Genomic DNA, 20917 nt, shown 5'->3' with positions numbered 1-20917 from the left:
GATCTCGAATAAATTCGGCGACTGAGACGAATCTACACCGGAGCGAGACGGTCGTCGATATCCTCGCTCGGATTCCGTTCGAGCGATTCCGAACGGTCGTCGACCAACTGAAGCGGAGTTAGTTCGGAGTGAGATCGTCGGCCCACTCCAACCCGGCGTCGATGTCCGTCACGGGCGGCGAGCAGGTGAACGACCGGCAGACGTACAGGGTCGGCTCGTCTTCCGCGTCGCGGTTCGCCCAGATGGGCGGCGACTCGTCAAGTCCGAGTTCCGCACACCAGTCCGCGAGTTCGTCCTCGGTCGGCGGCCGCCGGGTCAGAATCCGCGTCGGGAGGTACGTCTCGGCGAGTCGCTCGCGCCACGCCGCGGGGAGTTCGTCCGCGGCGACCGTCAGTTCCAACGACCCCGTGGCGTGGCGGTCTGCCGCGAGCGCCAGCGTCGCGTACTGCACCGGATTCGACTCGATCGTTCGTGAATGGGTTTCCAACACCGACTCCGCAATGTCGGCGAATCGGTCGTGGGGCGCGAACTCCGAGAGTGCGAGGAGAACGTCGGTGGCGACCCCCAGACTCGACGGCGTGGACTGGTCGGCCAGTTCCTGCGGGCGGGCGACCAGCCGCTCGCCGCTCTCGGGCGTGAAGTACAGCGTCCCGCGCTCGTCGTCCCAGAACTCGCGTTCGATAGCTCGCGCGAGGTCGAGCGCGAAGCCGAGGTGGTCGACCGCGCCCGTCGTCTGGTACAGGTCGAACGCACCCCGCGCGAGGAAGGCGTAATCTTCGAGGTAGCCGTCGATGGCGACGTTTTCGTCCTTGAATCGGCGCGAGAGTCGCCCATCCTCGGCGTCCCAGAGTCGTTCTCGAACGAAGTCGAGGGCCGACTCGGCGAGGTCGGCGTACCGGTCGTCGAGCACCAGTCCACCCTCTGTGAGCGCCGAAACGAGTAAACCGTTCCACCCCGCCAGCACCTTCTCGTCGCGGGACGGTCGTTCGCGCTTCTCGCGCGCGTCGAACACTCGTCGGCGGGCGTCTTCGAGCAGTTCCGCCACTTCATCCTCGGAGTGGTCGTACTCCTCGGCCAGTTCGGGGACGCTCGCTCGCAGGGTGAGCACCGTCTTCCCTTCGAAGTTGCCCGCCCGCGTAACGCCGTAGCGGTCGCAGAAGAGATCGGCGGCGGTCTCGTCGTTCACCGCGTCGTGAATCCCCTCGGGCGTCCAGACGTAGAACGCGCCTTCTTCGCTCCCTTCCTCGCCCTCGCTCCGCGCGTCGAGCGTGCTATAGAATCCGCCCTCGGGGTGGCGCATCTCGCGTTCGAGGAAGGCGAAGGTGTCGCGGACGACCTCGGCGTAGCGTTCGTCCCCGGTGACCTGATAGCCCGTGAGATACGCTCGCGGTAGTTCGGCGTTGTCGTAGAGCATCTTCTCGAAGTGGGGCACCGTCCACCCGCGGTCGGTCGCGTAGCGGTGGAACCCGCCGCCGACGTGGTCGTACAGGCCGCCGTTCGCCATCGCGTCGAGCGTCTCGACCGCCACGTCGCGGAATTGCGCCGCGCCGGTTCGGTCGTAGGCCCGCAGAAGCAGGTCGATCCTCGCGGGTTGCGGGAACTTCGGCCCACCCTGCCCGAAGCCGCCGTGCTCACGGTCTGCGCTCCGAACCGTCTGCGAGGCCGCGGAGCGGAGCAGTTCCGCGTCGGGCGCGTCGCCCGCCTCGGGCGTCGATTCCAACTCACCTTCGATGGCGTTCGTCCACTGCTCGGCACGGTTCTCCATCTCGTTCCGGTCGGTCTGCCACGAGTTCCGGATGTTTTCGAGCAGATCGACGAACCCTGGGCGTCCCCGCTGTGCGCGTTTCGGGAAGTAGGTGCCGACGTAGAACGGTTTTCCCTCGGGGGTCAGCCACGCCGAGAGGGGCCACCCGCCGCCGCCTGTCACCTGCTGGCAGATGCTCATGTAGACGGCGTCGATGTCCGGTCGCTCCTCGCGATCGACCTTGACGGGAACGAAGTGCTCGTTCAACACCGCCGCAACCTCCTCGTCCTCGAAGCTCTCTTCTTCCATCACGTGACACCAGTGGCAGGCCGAGTAGCCGATGGAGAGGAAGATGGGTACGTCGCGCTCCCGCGCCGCCTCCAGCGCGGCGTCGTCCCACGGTTGCCAGTGAACCGGGTTGTCGGCGTGTTGGCGGAGGTACGGACTCTCCTCCTCGTCGAGTCGGTTTCGCCGCGTCGGGTCGCTCATGGCCGAGGGTTGGCCCCCGACTGACGTAAAGACCCGCGCCACACGACTAATGTGAATTGAAACCGTACCGCATACGGTTATGAACGAGACGGGAATCTCCGACCGGTTCGCGGACGAGATAGCCACGACCTGTCGGACAGGAATCGGGGACACGCTCAGGAGCGTTATCTACTTCACGCCGAAGGAGTTCGACCACATCTACCTCCGGAGCGATCTCTACGGGGGCGACGCAGACCGAGCGCGAGAGCTGGAGACGGTGTTCGTCAGCAACGAACGACTCGGCTTCAGTACGAATGAGACGTACAGGCGTCTTGAAGAACTGGGGGCGGAACCCGACCTCGGGGAGTACCAACTCACCATCCGCGCGTTCTCCGACGGGTTCGTAAGTCGCGTCATCGTCGGCGACCACGGTGTCCTATTGACGAGCGACAACTACCACATCGCCGACTTCGAGGAGGTGGCGGTGTCGCTCAGAAAACTGCTGGCGGAGCACGCGTTGGAGTGAGCACGAACGTGCATACATATTCGAGAGGTAACGACAAACTTTACACCGGTGTGCCTACATTCTGGCGACATGAACGAAACCGTACTGCTGGTCGGCGGCGGAGGTCGTGAGCACGCCATCGCCCGAGCGCTGGCCGACAGCGACGCCGACCTCTACGCCTGCGCCGGGAATCGTAATCCCGGAATAACCCGGCTAACTGATGGGTTCGAGAACCTCGATACGACGAACGCGACGGCCGTCACCGCCTACGCGGAGGAGGTCGGTGCGACCCTCGCCGTCGTCGGTCCGGAGGGGCCGCTGGCGGCGGGCGTCGCCGACGCGCTCGACGACGCCGGAATCTACGCCTTCGGGCCATCCCGGGACGACGCTCGCATCGAGACGGACAAGGCGTTCCAGCGGCGGTTCATGGAGGAACACGACATCCCCGGCTGTCCGGACTTCGAGACGTTCGACGACGTCGAGGCGGCCTGCGGATACATCGACGAGTACGACGGCGACCTCGCGGTGAAACCCGCCGGGCTGACCGGCGGCAAGGGCGTCAAAGTCATCGGCGACCAAGTGACCGCGGACGAGGCGAAAGCCTACCTCCGCGACAGCGACTACGACCGCGTCGTCCTCGAAGAGCGACTCGTCGGCGAGGAGTTCACCGTGCAGGCGCTCGTGGCGAACGGGCAACTCCGCGTCACTCCGGCCATCCAAGACCACAAACGCGCCTACGAGGGCGACGACGGGCCGAACACGGGCGGGATGGGGAGCTACAGCGACGCGAAACTCGCGCTTCCCTTCATGGCCGAGGACGACTACCACGAGGCGGTGGACGTGCTGAAATCGACCGTCTCCGCCTTGGAGGACTACCGAGGCGTCCTCTACGGGCAGTTCATGCTCACCGCGGACGGCGTGAAGGTCGTGGAGTTCAACGCCCGGTTCGGCGACCCTGAGGCGATGAACACGCTCCCCGTGCTCACGACCGACTTCCTCGACGTGCTCGTCGCCGCGCGCGAGGGCGACGACCTGCCGAAACTCTCGTTCGCGTCGAAGGCGACGGTGTGTAAGTACGCTGTCCCTGCCGGCTATCCGACCGACCCTGAAGCGGGCGCGAAGGTGACGATAGACGAGGAGAGCACGGGCGACGCCATCCTCTTTTTCGCCAGCGTGGACGAGCACGACGACGGGATCTACACGACGACCTCGCGGTCGTTCGCCATCGTCGGCGTCGGCGACTCCATCGCCGCGGCCGAAGAGATAGCGGAAGACGCCCTCTCGGTCGCGGGTGAGGAGGGGTTGCACGTTCGCCACGACATCGGCACCGACGACCTCATCCAGCGCCGCATCGACCACGTGCAGGAACTGCGTACCGGCGAATAACGGAACGCCTGCGAGACCGTCAATCGGCCTATAACCAAGCGACAGTATCCAGATCCTTACAATATGTGTGAACGGCTCACCCCCGACGAGATATTCGACGTGCTTGGACACCGTTATCGCCGGTACGTCGTCGCGGAACTGCTAGAGCGCGACGAGACGACGGTTACGGAGCTAACCGAAGCGGTCAGTCGGCAGACGGACGCTGATACGACCCGAGTCGAAGTCGGCCTCCTCCATTCGCATCTCCCGCACCTCGAAAGCGCGTGTGTGGTCGAGTACGACGCAGACGCCGGCGTGGTCGAACCGACCACCGCCGTCTCCGATTTCGAACCCTTCTTCGAAATCATAGAGGAGTAGCTTCAAGCCGTCAGGGTGCAAATCGCGGCGCGTGAGCGACGACACGCCCCACCGCCACGAGCGCATCACGCGCCACCCGACGCCCGGCGGCCTGAACTCCTTGCAGTACTGGACGACGGCCCGCAGTCCGCTCCGGGTCGCGCTCAACTACGTCGTCATCTGGCTCGTGCGAATCAATCCAAGCCTCCGCCTGAAAAGCTGGCTCCTGCGCCGAATTGGCGTCACGGTCGGGCGAGGGGTGTCGTGGGGTCTCGAATCGACGCCCGACGTGTTCTGGCCCGACCTCATCACCGTCGAAGATCACGCCATCATCGGCTACGACGCGACCATCCTCTGTCACGAGTTCTTACAGAACGAGTACCGAACGGGCGAGGTCGTCGTCGGCGAACGCGCGATGGTCGGCGCGGGCGCCGTCGTCTTGCCGGGCGTCGAAATCGGCGCGGGCGCGCAGGTGGCCGCGAACTCGCTGGTGACCCAGGACGTACCGCCGGGGGCGACGGTGGCGGGCGTTCCGGCGACGGAGATGTCGAGCGAAAATCTAGAGTAGTCGGAACCGATCAGTTTCGGAGTCGAACCGCGCCCTTCCGGAAGACAAGGTGGTTCGGGATGATGAACTCCTCGCCGTCGTTCTCGATGTGCGTGACGAATATATCCACCTCTTGGACGATTCCCTGATTCCCGGCGACACGAATCTCGTCGCCGATTCCGTACGGTTGGTTGAGGAGGAGATAGATGCCGGCGGCGGATGAGCGGAGCAAGTCCCAGAACGCCACCGCACCGAAGACGATGACCGCGAGGATGTACGCCCCGAAGAGGACGAGCAGCGTGAGCACCGCGATGCCGATCTGGCTCAGCGCGATGAGCGTGGCAATGTAGACGATGCTGTATTTGACGAGTCTCGGGAGCAGACTGACCTCGGGCAGTTTGACGCTCCGCAGTCGCTCGCTGACCAATAGCTCCGCCTTGTCGGCGATGACGAAGCCGACGATGAACACGAGCGCCGCAACGAACAGGTCGGGGATGAAGAGGATGATCTGCCAGAACAGTTGGGTGCTGAGGGGGAGTTCCGCGGTGTTGAGCGCGAGCAGAACGGCGACGCCGTAGATGAACCACGACGTGAGGCGGGCGATGAGCGACACCGTCGTCGTTCCGAGGCTCCTCGCCGTGCGCTCGAACGGCGTCCCCTCCACGACCTCGTGGACGCCTGCGGCGCGGAGGATGCGCTTGTTCAGGCGGCCAAGGAGGTAGCCCGCGACGCCACCGCCGACGAGGATGAGGAGGGCGAGGACGATTCGGTACTCCTCGCGCAGGAGCACTTGCCACTCGGATTGCATCTAATACTCCTCCGGATCCAGTTCGAGGATGAGTTCACCGCCTTTGAACGACCGGACGAGGCCGTCGCTCTCGGAGAGGACGATGGCCGTCGCGTTCGTGTCGCGGGTGATGGCCCCCGCCGCCATGTGGCGCGCGCCGAGTCCTTTCGGGATGTCGACGCCCTCCGCGGAGGGTTCGAGGTAGCGGTAGGCGGAGACGATCTTCCCCGAGTCGGAGATGACGAACGCGCCGTCCAGCCGCGAGAACTCCTTCAGCATGACGTTCACGATAGGGTCGCCGACGTGAACGTGCGACTTCTCGAAGGGGTTGTACGAGAGCGGACGCGACTTGTTCATCACCTTTCCGGCGTCGCCGACGACGAACAACGCGCCGACGGGCTTGCCCTTCTGTCCTTTCTTGCCGAGTTCGATGGCGACCTCGAATACGTCGCGGATGACCCCCGGGTCGGCCCGCGAGTTGGCGAACAGACCGTAGATACCGGAGTGGGACTCCTCGTTCGCCCGAACGCGGGTGACGGTGTCGATTCCGTCCTCGAACATGCCCGCGACGCACGCGAGTTCGTCGCCGTCCTCCGCGATGCCCTGTTCTATCGCACCCTCGATGCCGAACCGGATGCGGTCTTTGACGTTGTCGAACTCCAACGGAAGTTCGACGTATTCGTTCGCCCCGACGGAGTTGTCCGGCGCGACGACCACGATGTCGAGTTCGTTGTGGTCGGCGAGTCGCTCGTAGTACGAGCCACTCGGAGAGAAGAGGAACACCGCGTCGACGCCAGTGACGAGGTCGTCCAGAAGGTCGCTCAGGGTAGCCATTACAGAAAGCCACTCAAGCACCGGAGAAAAGGTTTGCGGGGGTATATGTCATCGATCGTTTCTTTTTGCGGAGAGTTCTACCGTCGTGGACTGGAGAGGTCCCGCTTCCTCGCATTCCAGCATATATTCGAAATCAGTCACATTCCCATATCCGCGGCGAGGTCGGGAACCGGAAGGTCGGTCGGACGGACCCCCAACAGCTCCGCCGCGTGGTCTAACGCCATGTCGAAGCCGTAGTATCGCTCCAGTTCCGAACCGTCGGCGGTCTCGCGCACCTTCAGCATGCCGTACCCCTCGCGGTTCTGGGCGACCGTGGCGGTGCGGCCCTCGCAGGAGAGTTCGAGGACGCGCTCGTCGTCGGTCTCGAAGTAGCGCGCCGTGACGCCGTTTTCCGAAAGCGTGGTCATGGCGGTGGGTTCGTCGGCGGAACAGTCGAAGTTATCGATTCCGTCTGCAAGGGAAAACGACGTGACGGACGACGCCGCATGCATCCACATGCGATGGCACCAGAGCGGAACTCGCCGCGATATCTGCATCCTCCTCGCCGACGCCGGGGAACTTCGCGGTCAGCGATTGAAGACGCGGCTCGAATCGCGCTACGACAAGTCACTTGACCCGAAGCGGTTCTACGGAACGCTCGACAGACTGGTCGAGAGCGGCCACGTCGAGAAGCGCGTCGAGGGGTTGTACGACGTCTACTCGCTGACCGATGTCGGGGAGAGCGCGCTTCGGGAGCAGTTCGAGTGGATGCGAGAGAGGGTGGAAAGGTAGTGGATTTCACCATGGTGGTTCCGACTCGGAGGACGTGGCTACCGTCTCGCAAACCCCTGCTCGCTACGAACGAGCCCCGACTTTGTGACTCACGCTAGAACGAAACGGTCCTCGAAAGCCCCCCCGCTCGCAGTCGCTCGCCGACCACGCAAGCGCGAACGGGCGGCCCCTTTCAGTCCCACCCCGCCGCACCGCCAGCGTGCGCCATCGTGGAAAATCCGTCTTCGATAAAACCGAACGTCGACGCGAATCCGTGGAAAAACGACCGACCGCTCAGTCGAGCATGTTCTGCGCGATGGTGTTCCGCAGCACCTCGCTCGTTCCTTCGTAGATCTCGTTCAGTTTGGCGTCGCGGTAATAGCGTTCCACGTCGAAGTCGGTGGTGTAGCCGTAACCGCCGTGGATCTGGATGCCCTCGTTCGCCACCTCGCGGGAGATTTCGCTGGCGAACAGTTTCGCCTGCGCCGCCTGTTTGATGTAGTCCTCGCCGCGGATCTTCCGGTCGGCGGCGCGGTGCATGAGCATCTTCGCGGCGTTGACTTTCGTGTCCATGTCGGCGAGCTTGTGTTGGATGGTCTGGAACTCGCTGATGGGCTGGTCGAACTGCTCGCGCTGCTGGGCGTATTCGAGCGCGTCGTCCAGCGCCGCGCGAGCGAGGCCGATGGAGCGCGCCGCGATGGTGATTCGCCCGCCGTTCAGCGTCTTCAGAGCGTGGACGAACCCTCGTCCTTCCTCGCCGAGCAGGCGGTCGTCGGGGATGCGCATGTCGTCGAATCGGAGTTCCGCGGTCGGACAGCCCTTGTCGCCGAGTTTGTGTTCAGTGCCCTCGACGTAGAACCCGTCGTCCTCCTCGGGGCGGACGACGAACGACGAGATGCCCTTGTTCCCCGCCTCGGGGTCGGTCTTGGCGAAGACGGTGACCGTCTCGGCAACCGACCCGTTCGAGATCCAGAGTTTGCCGCCGTTCAGCACGTACTCGTCACCCTCCTTCTCCGCCGTGGTGTCCATCGCCGGAACGTCGCTTCCCGCGCCGGGTTCCGAGAGCGCGAACGCGCCGATGTCGGTGCCCTCGTTGAGGGGCGTGAGGTACTCCCGTTTCTGCTCCTCGTTCCCGAACTCGTAGAGCATGTTGCCCGCGAGGCTGGTGTGGGCCGCGACGATGGTGCCAACGCCGCCGCTCCCGCGGGAGATCTCCTCCAGTCCGATGGCGTAGGAGTGGTAGTCGAGTCCGGCCCCGCCGTACTCCTCGGGGAACGGCATCCCCAACAGGCCGAGGTCGGCCATCTGGTCAATGAGGTCGCGGGGAAATTCGTCCGTCTCGTCTATCTCCGCGGCGCGAGGTTTGATCTCCTCGTCCACGAACTCCGCGACCATATCTCGGATCTGTTTCTGCTCTGCGGAGAGGCTGAAGTCCATACCGGAAAAATGGGACAGTCAATCCTTTACTTTTCCCATCCCGCTCGGTTCTCATCCCCGTCAGCGGAGGCGCTTGCGGATCGAATCGAGCGTGAGCGCGCCCTGCACGAGGTACGACAGTTTGCGATTCTTCGGCGCGATGGTCGCCGCGCCGAGCAGGATCGCGCCGCGCTTCGCGTTCCCTTTCTGGAACGCGTAGCCCGCCTGTGCGAGTAGGGACAGGACGTTCAGTTTGTCGATGGAGTCGCTTTGCGCAGGTGCAGCGGGCGACGACGACGATGCCATCGTAGACAGCAGTCTCACGCCGGTCTTCACGACGCCGAGTAGCGTTCGAAGCATGGGACGATTAGAGGGCTCGTAACGGGGTAAGGATTCCGGCAGCAGACGAAAGCGATTGAAGGTGGACGAGTCGAACGCACCGTCGCCGTCCGAAACGGCTTACCGGCGCGAACCCCAACCGACGAGACATGTACGGCGTCGTGACGCGCAACCCCGAAGAACTCGATTGGCCCGAGTTCGACAGGGGGTTCTACGAGATGAAGGACGTGACGGGGCGCGCGACCGAACCCGTTGAGTCGGGCGTGAACATGATCTCCTGTTTCGGCGACAGCGCCGCCGCGGAGAGCGACCCGTCGCTCGTCCCAGTGAACGACGAGGGCGAACCGGCGACCCGCGACCGCCCCTACTTCGACTGGGGGTACGTCTGCCCGACCCGCGAATCCTACCGCGAGGGACTGCTGGAGATGGTTGACGACGCCGCCGCGGCGAACCCCGACGTGCGGCTGGACGACGTGGGCTTCCCCCGCGCCGAGTACTGCCACTGCGAGCAGTGCCAGCGCGAGTTCGACGCGAGCGAGTACGACGACCGGCGGGAGTGGCGCGCGAGCGTCATCACCGACTTCGTGGCGGACGCGACCGAGCGAATCCCCGGGAAGACCTACCTCACGCTCTACCCCGACCCCTATCCGGGACACCTCTACGAACGTGCGGGACTCGATTTAGACGCTCTTTCGGAGCACGTGGACGAGTTCGTCGTCCCGCTGTACGACATGGCCTACTCCACGACCTACTGGCTCGAAATCATCGCCACCGGGTTCGAAGACGCGCTCTCCGTCCCGTTCAGCATCGAACTCTACGCGGTGGACATCGACATCGACGACCTCATCCACGCCACCGAGGTCGCCGACGCCTACGCCAACGACGTGTTCTTCGGCTACGAGTCGGGCAACGCTCGCGGCGCGATTCGGCGGATGGACGCAGACTCGCGTGACGGCGTCACCCACGGGAACTGAAGCGGTCGTCCTGCCACGCCACCAGTTGTTCTCGGTCGCGCGTGTTCGCCGGCGGTTCGTCGAACCACCTCGCGTCGGTTATCTCGCCATCGGGGTCATCCACGGTCGGCGTCGTCGTCTCCGCCCGCGCCTGAAACACCGGCAGGACGCCCCACGTCGAGTAGTCGCCGCACCGAATCGACGTTCGGGTTGCGATGGCCAACCCCTCGTAGTCCGCTTCGACCCCCGCCTCTTCGGAGAGTTCTCGTTCGGCGGTCTCGCGGTACGACTCGCCGTCGTGGACGCCGCCGCCGGGGAGCACCCACATGTCCACGCCCTCGTGCCAGACGAGTAGCATCTCGCCCGAGGGTCGGTAGACGACGGTGTGTGCGCCGTACGGCGCGCCGGTCTCGGACACGCGTTGGGCGAGCGTGCGGAACCGATATCGGGAGACTTCGTAGGTGCGGTCGAACTCCAAAAACCGCGTGTAGGCGTCCGTCAGTCGGTGGTAGGCCTGCTCGGCGTGTTGTTCCGCCTGGGTGGCGAGAAACCAGAGGTCATCGAGCGTCATCGTCGGGAGGCGAGGGACGCGACTTCGAGGAACGCGACTGCGAAGATGAACCGATTCCGGAACGCGCGAAGAGTCCAATCATATGCCAGAATACTTTGGCGGTCGAAATAAGCCTTCGGTCGCCGTCATTCCGGAATCGGACGGTTTTTACGAACGGACGAGGTATCCGCCGGTATGAGCTTCGACGAAGACGACCGCGTCATCCTGCACGACAAACACAGCGAGTACGACGGCGAGGAAGGAACCGTCACGCAGGTGATGGAAACGATGTTCGGCGACGCCACCTACACCATCAGCTTCGAAGACGGACAGGAGACGGGGATCTCCGAGAACTCCCTCGAAGGCGTCGACGACGAAGCGTAACTCCGTTCTCCGAAACCGATCTCCCATGACCAGCGTTCCGTTCCACTACATCGACCTGCGGGCGTTCTGTTACGACACGGAAGACGACCAGCGCGTCGAATCGGCCCTCCGAACCTTCCTCCCCGAGGAGTTCGAGGTGGCGCGCGCGAAGAGCGAGGGCCATCACGGCGACCGCATCCTCGTCCTCTCGGCGCGAGTCGAGACGGCCGACGAGATGCGCCACGTCCTCGACAAACTCCGCGAACTCCCGGATATCGAACGAGTGCGCGACGAGTTAGAGCAACGCGTAGACGATAACTGCTCGTTTTTCGTCTCGCTCGACAAGCAGGCCGCCTACCGCGGTCGGGTCGAACTCGGGCAGGGCATCACCCTCCGCGCGAAAGTCGAGGCGTACCCCGCGAAGAAGGACGCCGCGGTCGAGAACGCCCGCGAGGCGCTCGCCTGACGAGAGTTCCGCTTCTCGTCGTCCCCGTTCCGCTCCAGTCGTCCGATTTCCGTGCGCATCTGCCGACACAAAGTTTATCACAACCGCGCCTGTGGTGTCAGATGTTACCACGCATCGCGTGGATGAGTATCATGCAAGAGTGCCCTTACTGTAACTCTGACCTCCGTCGTGGCGGTCAGTCGCAGACGACCCGCACTGGCGACCCAACTGGACACAAGAGTACCGGTACCGAACTCGTGTCATGCCCGGACTGCGGGAACGTAATCGACGGTTTCACTGCGCATTGAGAAACGGCCAGCGGGAAGTCTCGTTCGTTTTTTGCTCGTTGAGGAACGGAGTATCCGCACGCCCGAAACCGGAGTCATCGATTCTCGACGGTTCGTTCCGTCGAAGCGAGCCACAGTCGACGAAGTTCGGTCAGACCCGGCGTTCCATCGGTAATCCAAACCCCGACGGCGATTCCGACGAGTACGAACTCCGCGATTACGAACGGCGTCAGTTTGAGCCCTGCGAAGTGGGCGATGAAACTCTTCGGCGTCTCGTGGACGGGAGAGGGCAGAAGCGGTCAGAGCAAGAATGTGAGGTTCTCAACGTCGCCGTCAAGAAGGGGCTTTACCGCATCTCCGAGGAGGTGACTGAGATAACCGATGGCGAACGCTCGTCACGGCAACCGTCGATATCGGCGACGGGCGACGTACCTGATACCGCCGAGTACCAGCACCGCGGTCAGAAGCGAGTGCGTAAGCGACCTCCCCGTCGGGAGGAGCGAGAACGTCCACGCGAAGGGCTTGTCGATGAGGTCGGGAAACTGGGTGCCGACGGCGAGGTCATCAACAACGACGAGTCCGACGTGATCGCGCTGCTCGATTCGGACGGCAACGAGGTCGCAACGAGCGACGATCAGTCCACAACGACCACCACGTCCGAAGAGACATCGACGACGAACGAGAACACTACGACATCGGACGAGAGCGAGGAGACGACGACCCAGACCGACAGCGACGCCGGCGAGTCGAACGCGTCCGAGAGCGACGATACGGACGACTCCGGCACCGCCTCGTGTCAGAACGATTCAGGTTCCGACGACTGCTGACCGTAACTCTCACCTCATTTTCGTCGAATCCGCCCGTGGGTAGCGCACCGTGGCGCACTCCGATAGCGTCAGTAGTATTATTCTTGGCTTCGCCGTCCCCACGCCTATTGAATCAAGAGTAAACTACGCCGTCCGTGTCGTCCGCTGTTTCGGGTTCCGTAAACGAGTCGGCGAGTGTCGCCGCCGGGTTCGTGCCGTTTTTTGTAACGACCGGGCGTTCGGCGAGGAGGTGAGGCGGGCCTGTTCGTGAACCCCCTCCTTCCGAGTCGGGAACCCGACGACTAATATCGTCGGGGCAAGTCGGTGTACTCAGCACCAATGACCTCGCGCAAGGCGCACGTCCGAGCATTCTTCGGTGGCGATGGGACGCTCGCCGAGAGCGACCGAGCGTGGCTCTCGATTGCGCTCGGTGTTGCGGGGTGCGTGTATCTGTCGTATCTCGCGATTTATTCGTATCCGGTACACGGAGCGGGCTTGTACCTCGCAATCGCCGAGCAAATTAGCGAACACGGGTATCGCCTGCCGAGGACGATTCCACACTACACCGCCGATGGGGTTCCGTTCGCGTACCCGCCGCTGATGTTCTACGTGATCGCCGCCTTTCGTGACGGAGTCGGTATCGATCCGATCGCACTCACTCGATATCTGCCGGGACTCATCACCATCGCGTATCTGGTACCCTACTACTACACGGCGAAGGAACTCCTCGAATCACCGTCGCACGCCGGCATTGCCACGGTGCTCCTCTTCGTAACGCCGGTGGTTCTGAAGTGGCATCTGGCTGCGGGCGGCATCGTCCGCGCGGCGGCGTTCCTGTTCGTACTGACCGGACTCTACACCGGACTCCACCTGTTCAAAACCGGCGACCGGCGATGGCTTCTCCCATCAGTCGTCCTGTTCGCGCTCACCGTACTCACACATCCCGTGTACGCGACGTTCTTCGGGCTCACTTATCTCCTCATGTTCAGCTTCTTCGACCGCTCACAAAGGGGGATCGGACACGGGGTGATGGTTGCAATCGGCGGAATCTTGTTGGCTGCTCCCTGGTGGTGGCAGGTTATCTCGATGCACGGGCCGACGATCTTCAGTACAGCGGCGAGAACGCACGACGGTCTCGGTGGCGGCGCCCCACGCCTTTTAGAGTCATTCGTCTCCCCGTTACTGTCGCTGTCTCACTGGCCATTTTACGTCCTCTCTGTCGCGGGCGTTCTGTCTCTCGGCCGACGGCGGCGGTTCTTCCTGCCCATTTGGCTGCTATCGACGGGCTATGTCTTCGTCCAGGATCGGCTCCTCTACGTGGCCGGTTCGATGGCAGCGGCGGTATTCATCGTGGACGTCTGTCTACCTACGGTACGAGAGCGGTTTCGAGTCGAGTCGAACCGCCGACTCGTCCCGCTTTTCGTGGTCGTCTTGCTCGGTTGTTCGGTCGTCGGATTCGGCGTGCTGACGACGACCGATATCGAACTCGACGGGCAGACCGAGCACGTGCTCCCGGCGCCGTACATGGATCGCCAGGATCAGCGCGCCATGACGTGGGTGAAACACCGTACTGCGCCATCCGCGCGATTCGTGGTGCTCGGTGACGCCGCGGAACTCTTCCCGTTCGTTACGAATCGAACGAGCCTCATCAGCCCGTGGGGCGTCGAGTGGGAAGGCAACGCGCAGTTCGAGTACCAGAAGGAGCTGTACGATTCGACGTCGGCGTGCTCGAACGCCGAGTGTCTCACGCGATCGCTCGCGGACGCGCAGTTCCAGCCGGAGTACGTGTACGTTCCGAAAGGCCACTACACGATACGGCGGGACGACCGCACTCAATCACCGCGGATGCGTCGGTCACTCGTTGCATCGAAGCGGTACACGCTCGTCTTCGAAAACCGGGGCGTGATGATCTTTCGAGTCGTGTCCTCATCCGAAATGGCGATTTCGCTACGTATTGAGGCAGTTAGTACGTCGAATGCCACCGCCCAAATACGTACTTGAACTGTCCTCGATAGCTGTGACTCGGCTGACGACCGGCGTCCGAATATTGGAGACTATCCACCGTGAGAAATACTGCGTCATCAACAGCGAGATGATCAGAAAAGCGGCTGGAATGCATACCAGAGGAGGAGCGTGGCGACGAGTGCAATCACACCGGCTCGTTCAGTACGTTCACTAACAAGACCGTGGGCGATGCGATGGTTGATACCCACCACCTCACGCTCGCCGAGCAGACATTCATTGCTATCGCCCAGTTCGGCGAGAACAGTACGTACTTCGAACGCCTGCTTCTCGGTCGGTGACTGGAAAAAAAGCATTTCTGTGTACGTCAACGACTTTGAGCGACACGTCCTCGACGACGACCTCGATTCGTGGGAGTATCTCATCGACCAAGGGCATCTCGACGCCAGCGACGTGGAGTATCTCGCAGACATCGGACAGCTAGACGAGTATCGCCACCGGATTCCAGCGACGGTTATCGCGGACGCGATGGCCGGACAGCGAGGCCAGGTTCCATCGAGAACCATGAGGATTCACCCTGAAATGCTGAGTCACCTCGTGGCCGACTTGTCGGGGCGGCATTCAACTGTCTGCGCCATCCAAGATTCACGACCCGCTAGAGTGACGGTGGATGCTACTCTGCGTGGAAGACACGCGATAGTCGAACTGCCATCCCTCTATTTAAAAAGGCGGTGCTCTCACAACTACTTCGATCAGTCAAGGAAGTGAATCAATACAGTCGATGAGATCGTCTTCCGTTACCCAAACACAGAGCCGATCAGCGTCCGCAAGCATCTCGAAAATCGGCGTTTGCATACCACTATATGGATGTTCAGGATCGACACTCGTGTCGATCGCGTCAGCATCAAGCGTGTCGTACTCGCGTTTGAAGACATGTGTTTTCGTGAAGTATTCCTCAAGGGCGGTGAAGTAGCCCTGTTCGACGAGAAACCCCCCGTGAGCATGCTCGGCAATACCGACGATGACATCCGTGTAGTCCGCTAGCACGCGGAACTTGAGGTAGGTGTTCGTCCATTCGCTGCGAATATCCACCATTAGAAACGCGTATGTATCTGTTCGACGGTTGAGTCGATCCTTCACAAGCTGGAGCCGGCGAATCTCTGGACGGCCGTAACTTCCGAGAATGAAATACGCACATTCTATCGTGAAAATCGGCGAAAGTTCCGCAACATTGTGTTTGAGTGCCTCGTATTCCTCTGGCGTCAGTGAGTGATCGTAGAGAAACTCCTCAGCCTTCTCAGCGAGTTCCGCAACGGAGACTGTGGAGTTGTCAGCCATTATCTGCGGTATCTCAGCTCACCGTCTTGAAGGTTGCTAACCGAATCAGTGACTGATACGCTCTCAACTGATGTGGTTGTAGACGAAACACTTTTGCACGAGGTAACCATATCATCACGTGATGAGTGCCTCGAACCGCTCACCAGTCGATCTCGACCGTGAGCGCAAACGGCTGAATATCGTCACACAGGAGACACGGTTCTCCTTAATTCAAGATATTCTGGGGCATCCAACCCAGTTGCCAACGTTGAAGGAACTCGACTACGTGAATCCGAGCAAGAGTCAGACGACGATCCGGCAGCATCTTCAACATCTCATCGACGTGGACATCGTCGAAGAGGTCGTGCTCCCAAGCGACCGGCGGCAGAACGACCTCCCTTACAAGTTCTATGGACTGAGTGACGAGGGGCAGCACTTTCTTGCGGCGCATAAGCTACTCCGTGCGGAGGAGACGCTCCACACGATTTATTCACAAGTCGAGAAGACAGACGCCGTACAGCGGTATGAGGATGCACCGCGACCCGAACGGTGATCGCAGTGGCGGTGGCAGGGAATTTTGGCACGCGGCTATTTGACATCTAGTATACGCTGAAGTTCGAGATCTTCCACTAAGGGCTCGTACCGTCAAACCATATGTAAACACTGACTTCCGTTGGTGCGTCGATCGAGTACATGACTAATCGTAGTTTGCGCGGGTTTGTTCGACCAACAACTGTTCACAACTATCAGTGCTCCCCACTCGCCAGCCGAAGTGCAATTGGGAACTCCTATCACTGCACACACGAAGCTTATGCCGATGCATCCGACTCCTTTGCACCGATAGACAATAGCAATGAATCCGTACTCGACGAGTGAAAAAGAGCATCCACGAAACGAGGATGGGCAATCAATTTGTGGGCGGCCGTGTCGAAGTGCACCTGGCCGGTGTCAGTGTGTCGTGCCGGTTCCGGGGATGGCGTGCCAGCATCACTGCCCAGAGTCGTGAGACGCGAACATCGCCAGTAGCCATAGATCTGTGAGCCATAGCGATATTATACCGTTAGACGAAATCGACTTCGAGACCCTTGTGAGACTATCAACCGTAAAATCAGCGTCAGCTACGGCGAGCCGTTCATCGAGGTCGAGTGCCGCTTCGGCAATAAATACAGCACGCTGCAATCGTCTCTCCGGGCTGTTGCTAATCTGCCTAGAGTTCGGCGGTTTTACGCGCCGCTTTCGGAGTCTCATCCACTACGATTAGCTACACAAGAGTCCCATCTACGGTGTTGAATTCCGATACCTCCGTTCCCGTCCCCCTCATTCGATCGCGCCCCGAAGGGAGCGGACTCGCACCTTCGATATCGACTACTCCGAACTACGGCCGCTGTACCCGCATTCGCTCTTGCGTGAGTACCCACACGAGAACGATAGTTCCGATGGCGATTATCGAGACCAGGATATCGTAGTACCCGTCGATTAGTATTACGCTGAGCCACAGGACGCTGATCGCGCCGGTTCGGAGTGCTTTCGCGTGCGTTTCGCGGACGACCGCCTGATAGCCCGCGACGAGTGCAGTGCCCATCGCGGCGAGCAGAAATACCCAGTCGACGAGCCACGCTGGGTTCATACCGTATGATACTGCCGTTCGACTTGTATGCTTTTCTCTCTCTGAACCTGATACGTTCCGCTCCGACGCGAATCGATGTCGGACGAATCGGTATGTCTGCCGGATTTCAGGCGGCGAGTTCTTCGGAATCGAACGTGTCGCGTCCGGATGTTTATTATCCACGGGGTCGGGACTCGATGTATGCATCCGACCGTGGGTGACACACTCACCCTCACAGCCGAGAAGTACCCGAACCGCACCGCCGTGGTCTACCCGCGAAAGAACCAATCGATGACCTACCGCGAGTTCGACGAACGAACAAATCGACTCGCCCACGCCCTCGCCGAACGCGGTGTCGAGAAGGGAGACCGCGTCTCGACGCTTCTGTTCAACACGAGCGAGATGGTGCTCACGATGTACGCCGCCTCGAAACTCGGGGCGGTTTTCAACCCGCTCAACTTCCGCCTGCCCGCCGGCGAGGCGGCGTACATCCTGAACGACGCGGAGAGTTCGGTGCTCGTCTACGAAGACGCGGTCGCGGACGTCGTCGAGACGGCTAAAGACGATTTGGAAACTGTCGACGAGTTCGTCAACGTCGACGATTCGAGCGCAACCACGTACTTCTACGACCTTATCGAGGGCCAGCCGACGACGGAACCGGACGCCGACGTCGCCCAGGACGACGACTACATCGTCATGTACACCAGCGGCACGACCGGTCGGCCGAAGGGTGTCGTCCACGAGCACCGGGATATGATCGAGCACAGCATGTCCGTGCTCGTCGACCAGCAGCTCACCCGGGACGACGCCGGACTCTCGGCCGCGCCGCTCTATCACTCCGCGGAGCTCCACGTCTTCCTCATCCCGCGGGTGCACGTGGGTGCGACGAACGTCATTCAACACGCATTTGAACCGGAAACGACTCTCTCGATGCTCGAAGAACACGACGTCACGGTGCTGTTCGGCGCGCCGACGATGTGGCTCGCGATGCTTCAGGTCGACCCGGAGTCATACGACCTCTCCTCGCTCCGGTTGGGCGGGTACGGCGGGGCCAGCATGGCACCGACCACGATTCGCGAGATTCACGACCGAATCGGCTGTGATCTCGTCCAATACTATGGGATGACGGAACTCGGCCCGGCGGTCACGGTGCTCTACCCCGATGAACAGCTGGAGAAAGCCGGCAGTGCGGGCGTCCCGATTCTCAACCACGACGTTCGCGTCGTCTCGCTCGACGAGGGCGGCGACGCGCTGGCCCCGGACGAAGAAGCACCGCCGGAGGAGGTCGGCGAAATCGTCGTTCGCGGCCCGGCGCTCATGCGCGAATATTTGAATCGGCCCGAACAGACCGACGCGGCCATCCGCGACGGCTGGTACTACACCGGCGATCTCGGCTACGCCGACGAAGACGGTTACGTCTGGGTCAAAGACCGCGCCGACAGCATGATCATCAGCGGCGGGGAGAACATCTACCCCCGCGAGATCGAGGACGTGCTCCTTGAGTACCCCCATGTCGTCGAGGTGGCCGTCGTCGGCAAGCCCGACGAGGAGTGGGGTAAGCGAGTGGTCGCATACATCGTCGGTGAGGACGGAGCGACCGAGGAGACGCTCGACGCCTTCCTGCGCGAGAGCGACGACCTCGCGGACTTCAAGCGTCCCCGCGAGTACGTCCACGTCGACGAACTGCCGAAGACCCCCAGCGGCAAGGTGCAGAAGTTCGAACTCCGGTAGGACGGTGTATTATCCCCGGATTCAGACTTTTAGATTACCTATTGACGCTCGACCGCGAGACCGCTAACGAACTCGGGAACATCGTCAAGGTGTCGCTGTGAAGACCTACTGACGCTTGAACACCCGTGCACAGCGCCAACTGACTTTGCTTGCTGAATCAGTACCTCCCATCGGTGATTGTTTGGTACTGGATTGGTAACGGGTCACAAAGAATGCCGACGACCGACACCGACTCCTTCGACCCCATCGACACGACCGTCGACGAAATCCACACGGCCATCGAGGCGGGAGACGTTACCGCCGAATCGCTCGTCGACCGCTATCAGGCGCGCATCGACGAGTACGATGACGAACTACGGGCGATCCTCACGGTGAACCCCGACGCTCACAAACGGGCCAGACGACTCGACTCGCAGTTCGAATCGGACGGCTTCGTCGGCCCGCTGCACGGCGTTCCCGTCGTCCTGAAGGACAACCAAGATACCCACGACATGCCGACCACGGCGGGTTCGCAGGCGCTCGCGGAGTTGGTGCCGGAACGGGACGCGTTCATCGTCGAACGGCTCCGCGACGCCGGCGGCGTGATTCTCGCAAAAGCGAACTTACAGGAGTTCTCCTACGGCGTCGATACAATCAGCTCCCTTGGCGGCGAGACGCGAAACGCGTACGCGCTCGACCGACGGCCGTCCGGTTCGAGCGGCGGCACCGCCGCCGCGGTCGCCGCGAACCTGGGTGCGATTGGGACGGGAACGGACACGTGTTCGTCCGTGCGGTCACCCCCCGCGTTCAACAATCTGGTCGGGCTTCGACCGACCAGGGGGTTGGTGAGCCGAACCGGTATCGTCCCGCTGAGCGAGACCCAGGATACGGCGGGCCCGATCACTCGAACGGTCGCCGACGCCGCGCGGATGCTCGACGTTCTGAGCGGCTACGACTCGGCGGATCCCGTCACGGCTCAGAGCGTGGGCAACGTCCCCGAGGACGGCTACGTCTCACACCTCGACGAACGCGGACTCGACGGGGCACGAATCGGCGTCGTGCGGGAGTTTTTCGGGCTCCAAAACGAGGAGAGCGCATCCGAAGCGGCAGCCGAGAAGGTAACCGCCGTCATCGAGACCGCGATCGACGAGATGGCCGCGGCGGGCGCGACGATCGTCGATCCCGTCGAGGTCATCGAGACGGAGGTTCTGGCGACGGCGCGCGTCATCCACTACGAGTTCGAGCGCGATTTCGATCGATATTTGGAGGGACTGGGAGAAACAGCCCCGTACCGCACGTTGGCGGAGATCGTCGAGTCGGGTCAGATCGCCGAGACGGTGCAGTCACGGCTCACGACCGGAGGAATTCTCGACGTCGACGAGGGGGCGCTCGACGACGAGCGGGGCTATCTCCGCCGGCTCGAACGACGGAGGCAAATCGCGGTGGACACGGTTCGACGGATGGTCGATCACGACCTCGACGCGCTTCTGTACCCGCCGTCGACGATTCCTCCCGTCGAACGCCCTGCGAACCAACCGTTCGAAGAACTGCCCTGCGAGTTGGCCGCACACACCGGGTTCCCCTCGATCGTCGTGCAGGCCGGCTTCACGGAGGACGGGCTCCCGGTCGGACTCGAACTGCTCGGTCGGGCGTTCGCCGAACCTCGGCTCTTCGACCTCGCGTACTCGTTCGAACGGACGACAAACCACCGACGACCACCGGAAGGATTCGGGAAAATCGGGTAACCCCGTCGGAGACGGCTCGTAAGTACCCATCAGAATTGCCCGAGCCAGACGAAAAACAGCC

Annotated in this window: 25 protein-coding genes; 14 read left to right on the top strand and 11 right to left on the bottom strand. The window is 62.1% G+C overall.

Annotated elements, in window-relative coordinates; translation table 11 throughout:
• Positions 1–118: 118 nt before the first annotated feature.
• Entirely contained in the window at positions 119–2233 is a 2115-nt protein-coding gene (locus LIW51_RS09400) for a thioredoxin domain-containing protein (protein ID WP_227373813.1), read from the bottom strand.
• 79 nt (positions 2234–2312) lie between these two features.
• On the opposite strand from LIW51_RS09400, the gene LIW51_RS09395 reads away from it, so the two are divergent.
• From LIW51_RS09395 to LIW51_RS09380, 4 genes are all read left to right on the top strand, one after another.
• Positions 2313–2738 (top strand): DUF7522 family protein, encoded by a 426-nt coding sequence (locus tag LIW51_RS09395; RefSeq protein ID WP_227373812.1) that lies wholly within the window; start codon positions 2313–2315, stop codon positions 2736–2738.
• Between the two features lie 69 nt (positions 2739–2807).
• Positions 2808–4103, top strand: coding sequence for a phosphoribosylamine--glycine ligase (purD, locus tag LIW51_RS09390; protein ID WP_227373811.1), 1296 nt, complete (start codon positions 2808–2810; stop codon positions 4101–4103).
• Between the two features lie 63 nt (positions 4104–4166).
• Positions 4167–4460, top strand: coding sequence for a DUF7344 domain-containing protein (locus LIW51_RS09385; protein ID WP_227373810.1), 294 nt, complete (start codon positions 4167–4169; stop codon positions 4458–4460).
• 31 nt (positions 4461–4491) lie between these two features.
• Positions 4492–5007 carry an acyltransferase gene (locus tag LIW51_RS09380; RefSeq protein ID WP_227373809.1) on the top strand — a complete coding sequence of 172 codons (516 nt, stop codon included), beginning with the start codon at positions 4492–4494 and terminating at the stop codon, positions 5005–5007.
• A gap of 10 nt (positions 5008–5017) precedes the next feature.
• Here LIW51_RS09380 and LIW51_RS09375 read toward each other — a convergent pair whose 3' ends face one another.
• The 3 genes from LIW51_RS09375 to LIW51_RS09365 all read right to left on the bottom strand — a co-directional run bounded on the left by LIW51_RS09375 (position 5018) and on the right by LIW51_RS09365 (position 7014).
• Entirely contained in the window at positions 5018–5794 is a 777-nt protein-coding gene (locus tag LIW51_RS09375) for a mechanosensitive ion channel domain-containing protein (RefSeq protein WP_227373808.1), read from the bottom strand.
• Positions 5795–6607 (bottom strand): diadenylate cyclase DacZ, encoded by an 813-nt coding sequence (gene dacZ, locus LIW51_RS09370; protein ID WP_227373806.1) that lies wholly within the window; start codon positions 6605–6607, stop codon positions 5795–5797. It lies immediately after the preceding gene.
• 137 nt (positions 6608–6744) lie between these two features.
• Positions 6745–7014, bottom strand: a complete 270-nt coding sequence (locus LIW51_RS09365; RefSeq protein WP_227376777.1) for a DUF7111 family protein — start codon at positions 7012–7014, stop codon at positions 6745–6747.
• An 88-nt stretch (positions 7015–7102) separates the two neighbouring features.
• Between LIW51_RS09365 and LIW51_RS09360 the strand changes: the two genes are divergently transcribed.
• Positions 7103–7378, top strand: a complete 276-nt coding sequence (locus tag LIW51_RS09360) for a helix-turn-helix transcriptional regulator (protein ID WP_227373805.1) — start codon at positions 7103–7105, stop codon at positions 7376–7378.
• 273 nt (positions 7379–7651) lie between these two features.
• Here the strand turns inward: LIW51_RS09360 and LIW51_RS09355 are convergent, their stop codons facing one another.
• Positions 7652–8794: an acyl-CoA dehydrogenase gene (locus LIW51_RS09355; RefSeq protein ID WP_227373803.1), complete on the bottom strand. Its 1143-nt coding sequence runs from the start codon at positions 8792–8794 to the stop codon at positions 7652–7654.
• 60 nt (positions 8795–8854) lie between these two features.
• On the bottom strand, positions 8855–9133 hold the full coding sequence (locus tag LIW51_RS09350; RefSeq protein WP_227373802.1) for a hypothetical protein: 279 nt from the start codon (positions 9131–9133) through the stop codon (positions 8855–8857).
• A gap of 128 nt (positions 9134–9261) precedes the next feature.
• Between LIW51_RS09350 and LIW51_RS09345 the strand changes: the two genes are divergently transcribed.
• Complete coding sequence (locus LIW51_RS09345) at positions 9262–10086, top strand: hypothetical protein (RefSeq protein ID WP_227373800.1); 825 nt, start codon at positions 9262–9264, stop codon at positions 10084–10086.
• Here LIW51_RS09345 and LIW51_RS09340 read toward each other — a convergent pair.
• Positions 10070–10636 (bottom strand): NUDIX hydrolase, encoded by a 567-nt coding sequence (locus tag LIW51_RS09340; protein ID WP_227376776.1) that lies wholly within the window; start codon positions 10634–10636, stop codon positions 10070–10072. The two genes, LIW51_RS09345 and LIW51_RS09340, sit on opposite strands and share 17 nt — an antisense overlap.
• A gap of 174 nt (positions 10637–10810) precedes the next feature.
• Here LIW51_RS09340 and LIW51_RS09335 point away from each other — a divergent pair, with 174 nt between their 5' ends.
• The 3 genes from LIW51_RS09335 to LIW51_RS09325 all read left to right on the top strand — a co-directional run bounded on the left by LIW51_RS09335 (position 10811) and on the right by LIW51_RS09325 (position 12537).
• Positions 10811–10999 carry a DUF1918 domain-containing protein gene (locus tag LIW51_RS09335; RefSeq protein ID WP_227373799.1) on the top strand — a complete coding sequence of 63 codons (189 nt, stop codon included), beginning with the start codon at positions 10811–10813 and terminating at the stop codon, positions 10997–10999.
• A 25-nt stretch (positions 11000–11024) separates the two neighbouring features.
• Entirely contained in the window at positions 11025–11444 is a 420-nt protein-coding gene (locus LIW51_RS09330) for an RNA-binding protein (RefSeq protein WP_227373797.1), read from the top strand.
• Positions 11445–11769: 325 nt separating this feature from the next.
• On the top strand, positions 11770–12537 hold the full coding sequence (locus LIW51_RS09325) for a hypothetical protein (protein WP_227373795.1): 768 nt from the start codon (positions 11770–11772) through the stop codon (positions 12535–12537).
• A gap of 112 nt (positions 12538–12649) precedes the next feature.
• Here the strand turns inward: LIW51_RS09325 and LIW51_RS09320 are convergent, their stop codons facing one another.
• Positions 12650–12853, bottom strand: a complete 204-nt coding sequence (locus LIW51_RS09320; RefSeq protein ID WP_227373794.1) for a hypothetical protein — start codon at positions 12851–12853, stop codon at positions 12650–12652.
• 2 nt (positions 12854–12855) lie between these two features.
• Between LIW51_RS09320 and LIW51_RS09315 the strand changes: the two genes are divergently transcribed.
• Positions 12856–14517 (top strand): ArnT family glycosyltransferase, encoded by a 1662-nt coding sequence (locus LIW51_RS09315; RefSeq protein ID WP_227373793.1) that lies wholly within the window; start codon positions 12856–12858, stop codon positions 14515–14517.
• Positions 14518–14612: 95 nt separating this feature from the next.
• Here LIW51_RS09315 and LIW51_RS09310 read toward each other — a convergent pair whose 3' ends face one another.
• Positions 14613–14834, bottom strand: coding sequence for a hypothetical protein (locus tag LIW51_RS09310; protein ID WP_227373792.1), 222 nt, complete (start codon positions 14832–14834; stop codon positions 14613–14615).
• A gap of 4 nt (positions 14835–14838) precedes the next feature.
• On the opposite strand from LIW51_RS09310, the gene LIW51_RS09305 reads away from it, so the two are divergent.
• On the top strand, positions 14839–15246 hold the full coding sequence (locus LIW51_RS09305) for a hypothetical protein (protein ID WP_227373791.1): 408 nt from the start codon (positions 14839–14841) through the stop codon (positions 15244–15246).
• On the opposite strand, the gene LIW51_RS09300 is transcribed toward LIW51_RS09305, so the two are convergent.
• Positions 15235–15816 carry a DUF8170 family protein gene (locus LIW51_RS09300; RefSeq protein WP_227373790.1) on the bottom strand — a complete coding sequence of 194 codons (582 nt, stop codon included), beginning with the start codon at positions 15814–15816 and terminating at the stop codon, positions 15235–15237. The genes LIW51_RS09305 and LIW51_RS09300 overlap by 12 nt on opposite strands.
• Before the next feature lie 121 nt (positions 15817–15937).
• On the opposite strand from LIW51_RS09300, the gene LIW51_RS09295 reads away from it, so the two are divergent.
• Positions 15938–16348, top strand: a complete 411-nt coding sequence (locus LIW51_RS09295; protein WP_227373789.1) for a helix-turn-helix domain-containing protein — start codon at positions 15938–15940, stop codon at positions 16346–16348.
• An 822-nt stretch (positions 16349–17170) separates the two neighbouring features.
• Here the strand turns inward: LIW51_RS09295 and LIW51_RS09290 are convergent.
• Positions 17171–17422 (bottom strand): hypothetical protein, encoded by a 252-nt coding sequence (locus LIW51_RS09290; RefSeq protein ID WP_227373788.1) that lies wholly within the window; start codon positions 17420–17422, stop codon positions 17171–17173.
• Between the two features lie 180 nt (positions 17423–17602).
• Between LIW51_RS09290 and LIW51_RS09285 the strand changes: the two genes are divergently transcribed.
• Together LIW51_RS09285 and LIW51_RS09280 are read left to right on the top strand one after the other, a co-directional pair.
• Positions 17603–19132 (top strand): long-chain-fatty-acid--CoA ligase, encoded by a 1530-nt coding sequence (locus LIW51_RS09285; RefSeq protein WP_227373786.1) that lies wholly within the window; start codon positions 17603–17605, stop codon positions 19130–19132.
• Between the two features lie 212 nt (positions 19133–19344).
• Complete coding sequence (locus tag LIW51_RS09280; protein ID WP_227373784.1) at positions 19345–20856, top strand: amidase family protein; 1512 nt, start codon at positions 19345–19347, stop codon at positions 20854–20856.
• Positions 20857–20917: the final 61 nt, after the last annotated feature.

The organism is Haladaptatus halobius, assembly GCF_020618475.1.
In the GTDB taxonomy this organism is placed as follows: domain Archaea; phylum Halobacteriota; class Halobacteria; order Halobacteriales; family Haladaptataceae; genus Haladaptatus; species Haladaptatus halobius.
The sequence above is the reverse complement of the archived record's forward strand: the minus strand, read 5'-3'. Positions and strand labels throughout refer to the sequence as shown.

Excerpts from the sequence above, each read along its gene's own strand:
- LIW51_RS09400 (WP_227373813.1), bottom strand. The coding sequence starts at position 2,233 with ATGAGCGACCCGACGCGGCGAAACCGACTCGACGAGGAGGAGAGTCCG.
- LIW51_RS09395 (WP_227373812.1), top strand. The coding sequence starts at position 2,313 with ATGAACGAGACGGGAATCTCCGACCGGTTCGCGGACGAGATAGCCACG.
- purD (WP_227373811.1), top strand. The coding sequence starts at position 2,808 with ATGAACGAAACCGTACTGCTGGTCGGCGGCGGAGGTCGTGAGCACGCC.
- LIW51_RS09385 (WP_227373810.1), top strand. The coding sequence starts at position 4,167 with ATGTGTGAACGGCTCACCCCCGACGAGATATTCGACGTGCTTGGACAC.
- LIW51_RS09375 (WP_227373808.1), bottom strand. The coding sequence starts at position 5,794 with ATGCAATCCGAGTGGCAAGTGCTCCTGCGCGAGGAGTACCGAATCGTC.
- dacZ (WP_227373806.1), bottom strand. The coding sequence starts at position 6,607 with ATGGCTACCCTGAGCGACCTTCTGGACGACCTCGTCACTGGCGTCGAC.
- LIW51_RS09365 (WP_227376777.1), bottom strand. The coding sequence starts at position 7,014 with ATGACCACGCTTTCGGAAAACGGCGTCACGGCGCGCTACTTCGAGACC.
- LIW51_RS09360 (WP_227373805.1), top strand. The coding sequence starts at position 7,103 with ATGCGATGGCACCAGAGCGGAACTCGCCGCGATATCTGCATCCTCCTC.
- LIW51_RS09355 (WP_227373803.1), bottom strand. The coding sequence starts at position 8,794 with ATGGACTTCAGCCTCTCCGCAGAGCAGAAACAGATCCGAGATATGGTC.
- LIW51_RS09350 (WP_227373802.1), bottom strand. The coding sequence starts at position 9,133 with ATGCTTCGAACGCTACTCGGCGTCGTGAAGACCGGCGTGAGACTGCTG.
- LIW51_RS09345 (WP_227373800.1), top strand. The coding sequence starts at position 9,262 with ATGTACGGCGTCGTGACGCGCAACCCCGAAGAACTCGATTGGCCCGAG.
- LIW51_RS09340 (WP_227376776.1), bottom strand. The coding sequence starts at position 10,636 with ATGACGCTCGATGACCTCTGGTTTCTCGCCACCCAGGCGGAACAACAC.
- LIW51_RS09335 (WP_227373799.1), top strand. The coding sequence starts at position 10,811 with ATGAGCTTCGACGAAGACGACCGCGTCATCCTGCACGACAAACACAGC.
- LIW51_RS09330 (WP_227373797.1), top strand. The coding sequence starts at position 11,025 with ATGACCAGCGTTCCGTTCCACTACATCGACCTGCGGGCGTTCTGTTAC.
- LIW51_RS09315 (WP_227373793.1), top strand. The coding sequence starts at position 12,856 with ATGACCTCGCGCAAGGCGCACGTCCGAGCATTCTTCGGTGGCGATGGG.
- LIW51_RS09310 (WP_227373792.1), bottom strand. The coding sequence starts at position 14,834 with ATGCTTTTTTTCCAGTCACCGACCGAGAAGCAGGCGTTCGAAGTACGT.
- LIW51_RS09300 (WP_227373790.1), bottom strand. The coding sequence starts at position 15,816 with ATGGCTGACAACTCCACAGTCTCCGTTGCGGAACTCGCTGAGAAGGCT.
- LIW51_RS09295 (WP_227373789.1), top strand. The coding sequence starts at position 15,938 with ATGAGTGCCTCGAACCGCTCACCAGTCGATCTCGACCGTGAGCGCAAA.
- LIW51_RS09290 (WP_227373788.1), bottom strand. The coding sequence starts at position 17,422 with ATGAACCCAGCGTGGCTCGTCGACTGGGTATTTCTGCTCGCCGCGATG.
- LIW51_RS09285 (WP_227373786.1), top strand. The coding sequence starts at position 17,603 with ATGCATCCGACCGTGGGTGACACACTCACCCTCACAGCCGAGAAGTAC.
- LIW51_RS09280 (WP_227373784.1), top strand. The coding sequence starts at position 19,345 with ATGCCGACGACCGACACCGACTCCTTCGACCCCATCGACACGACCGTC.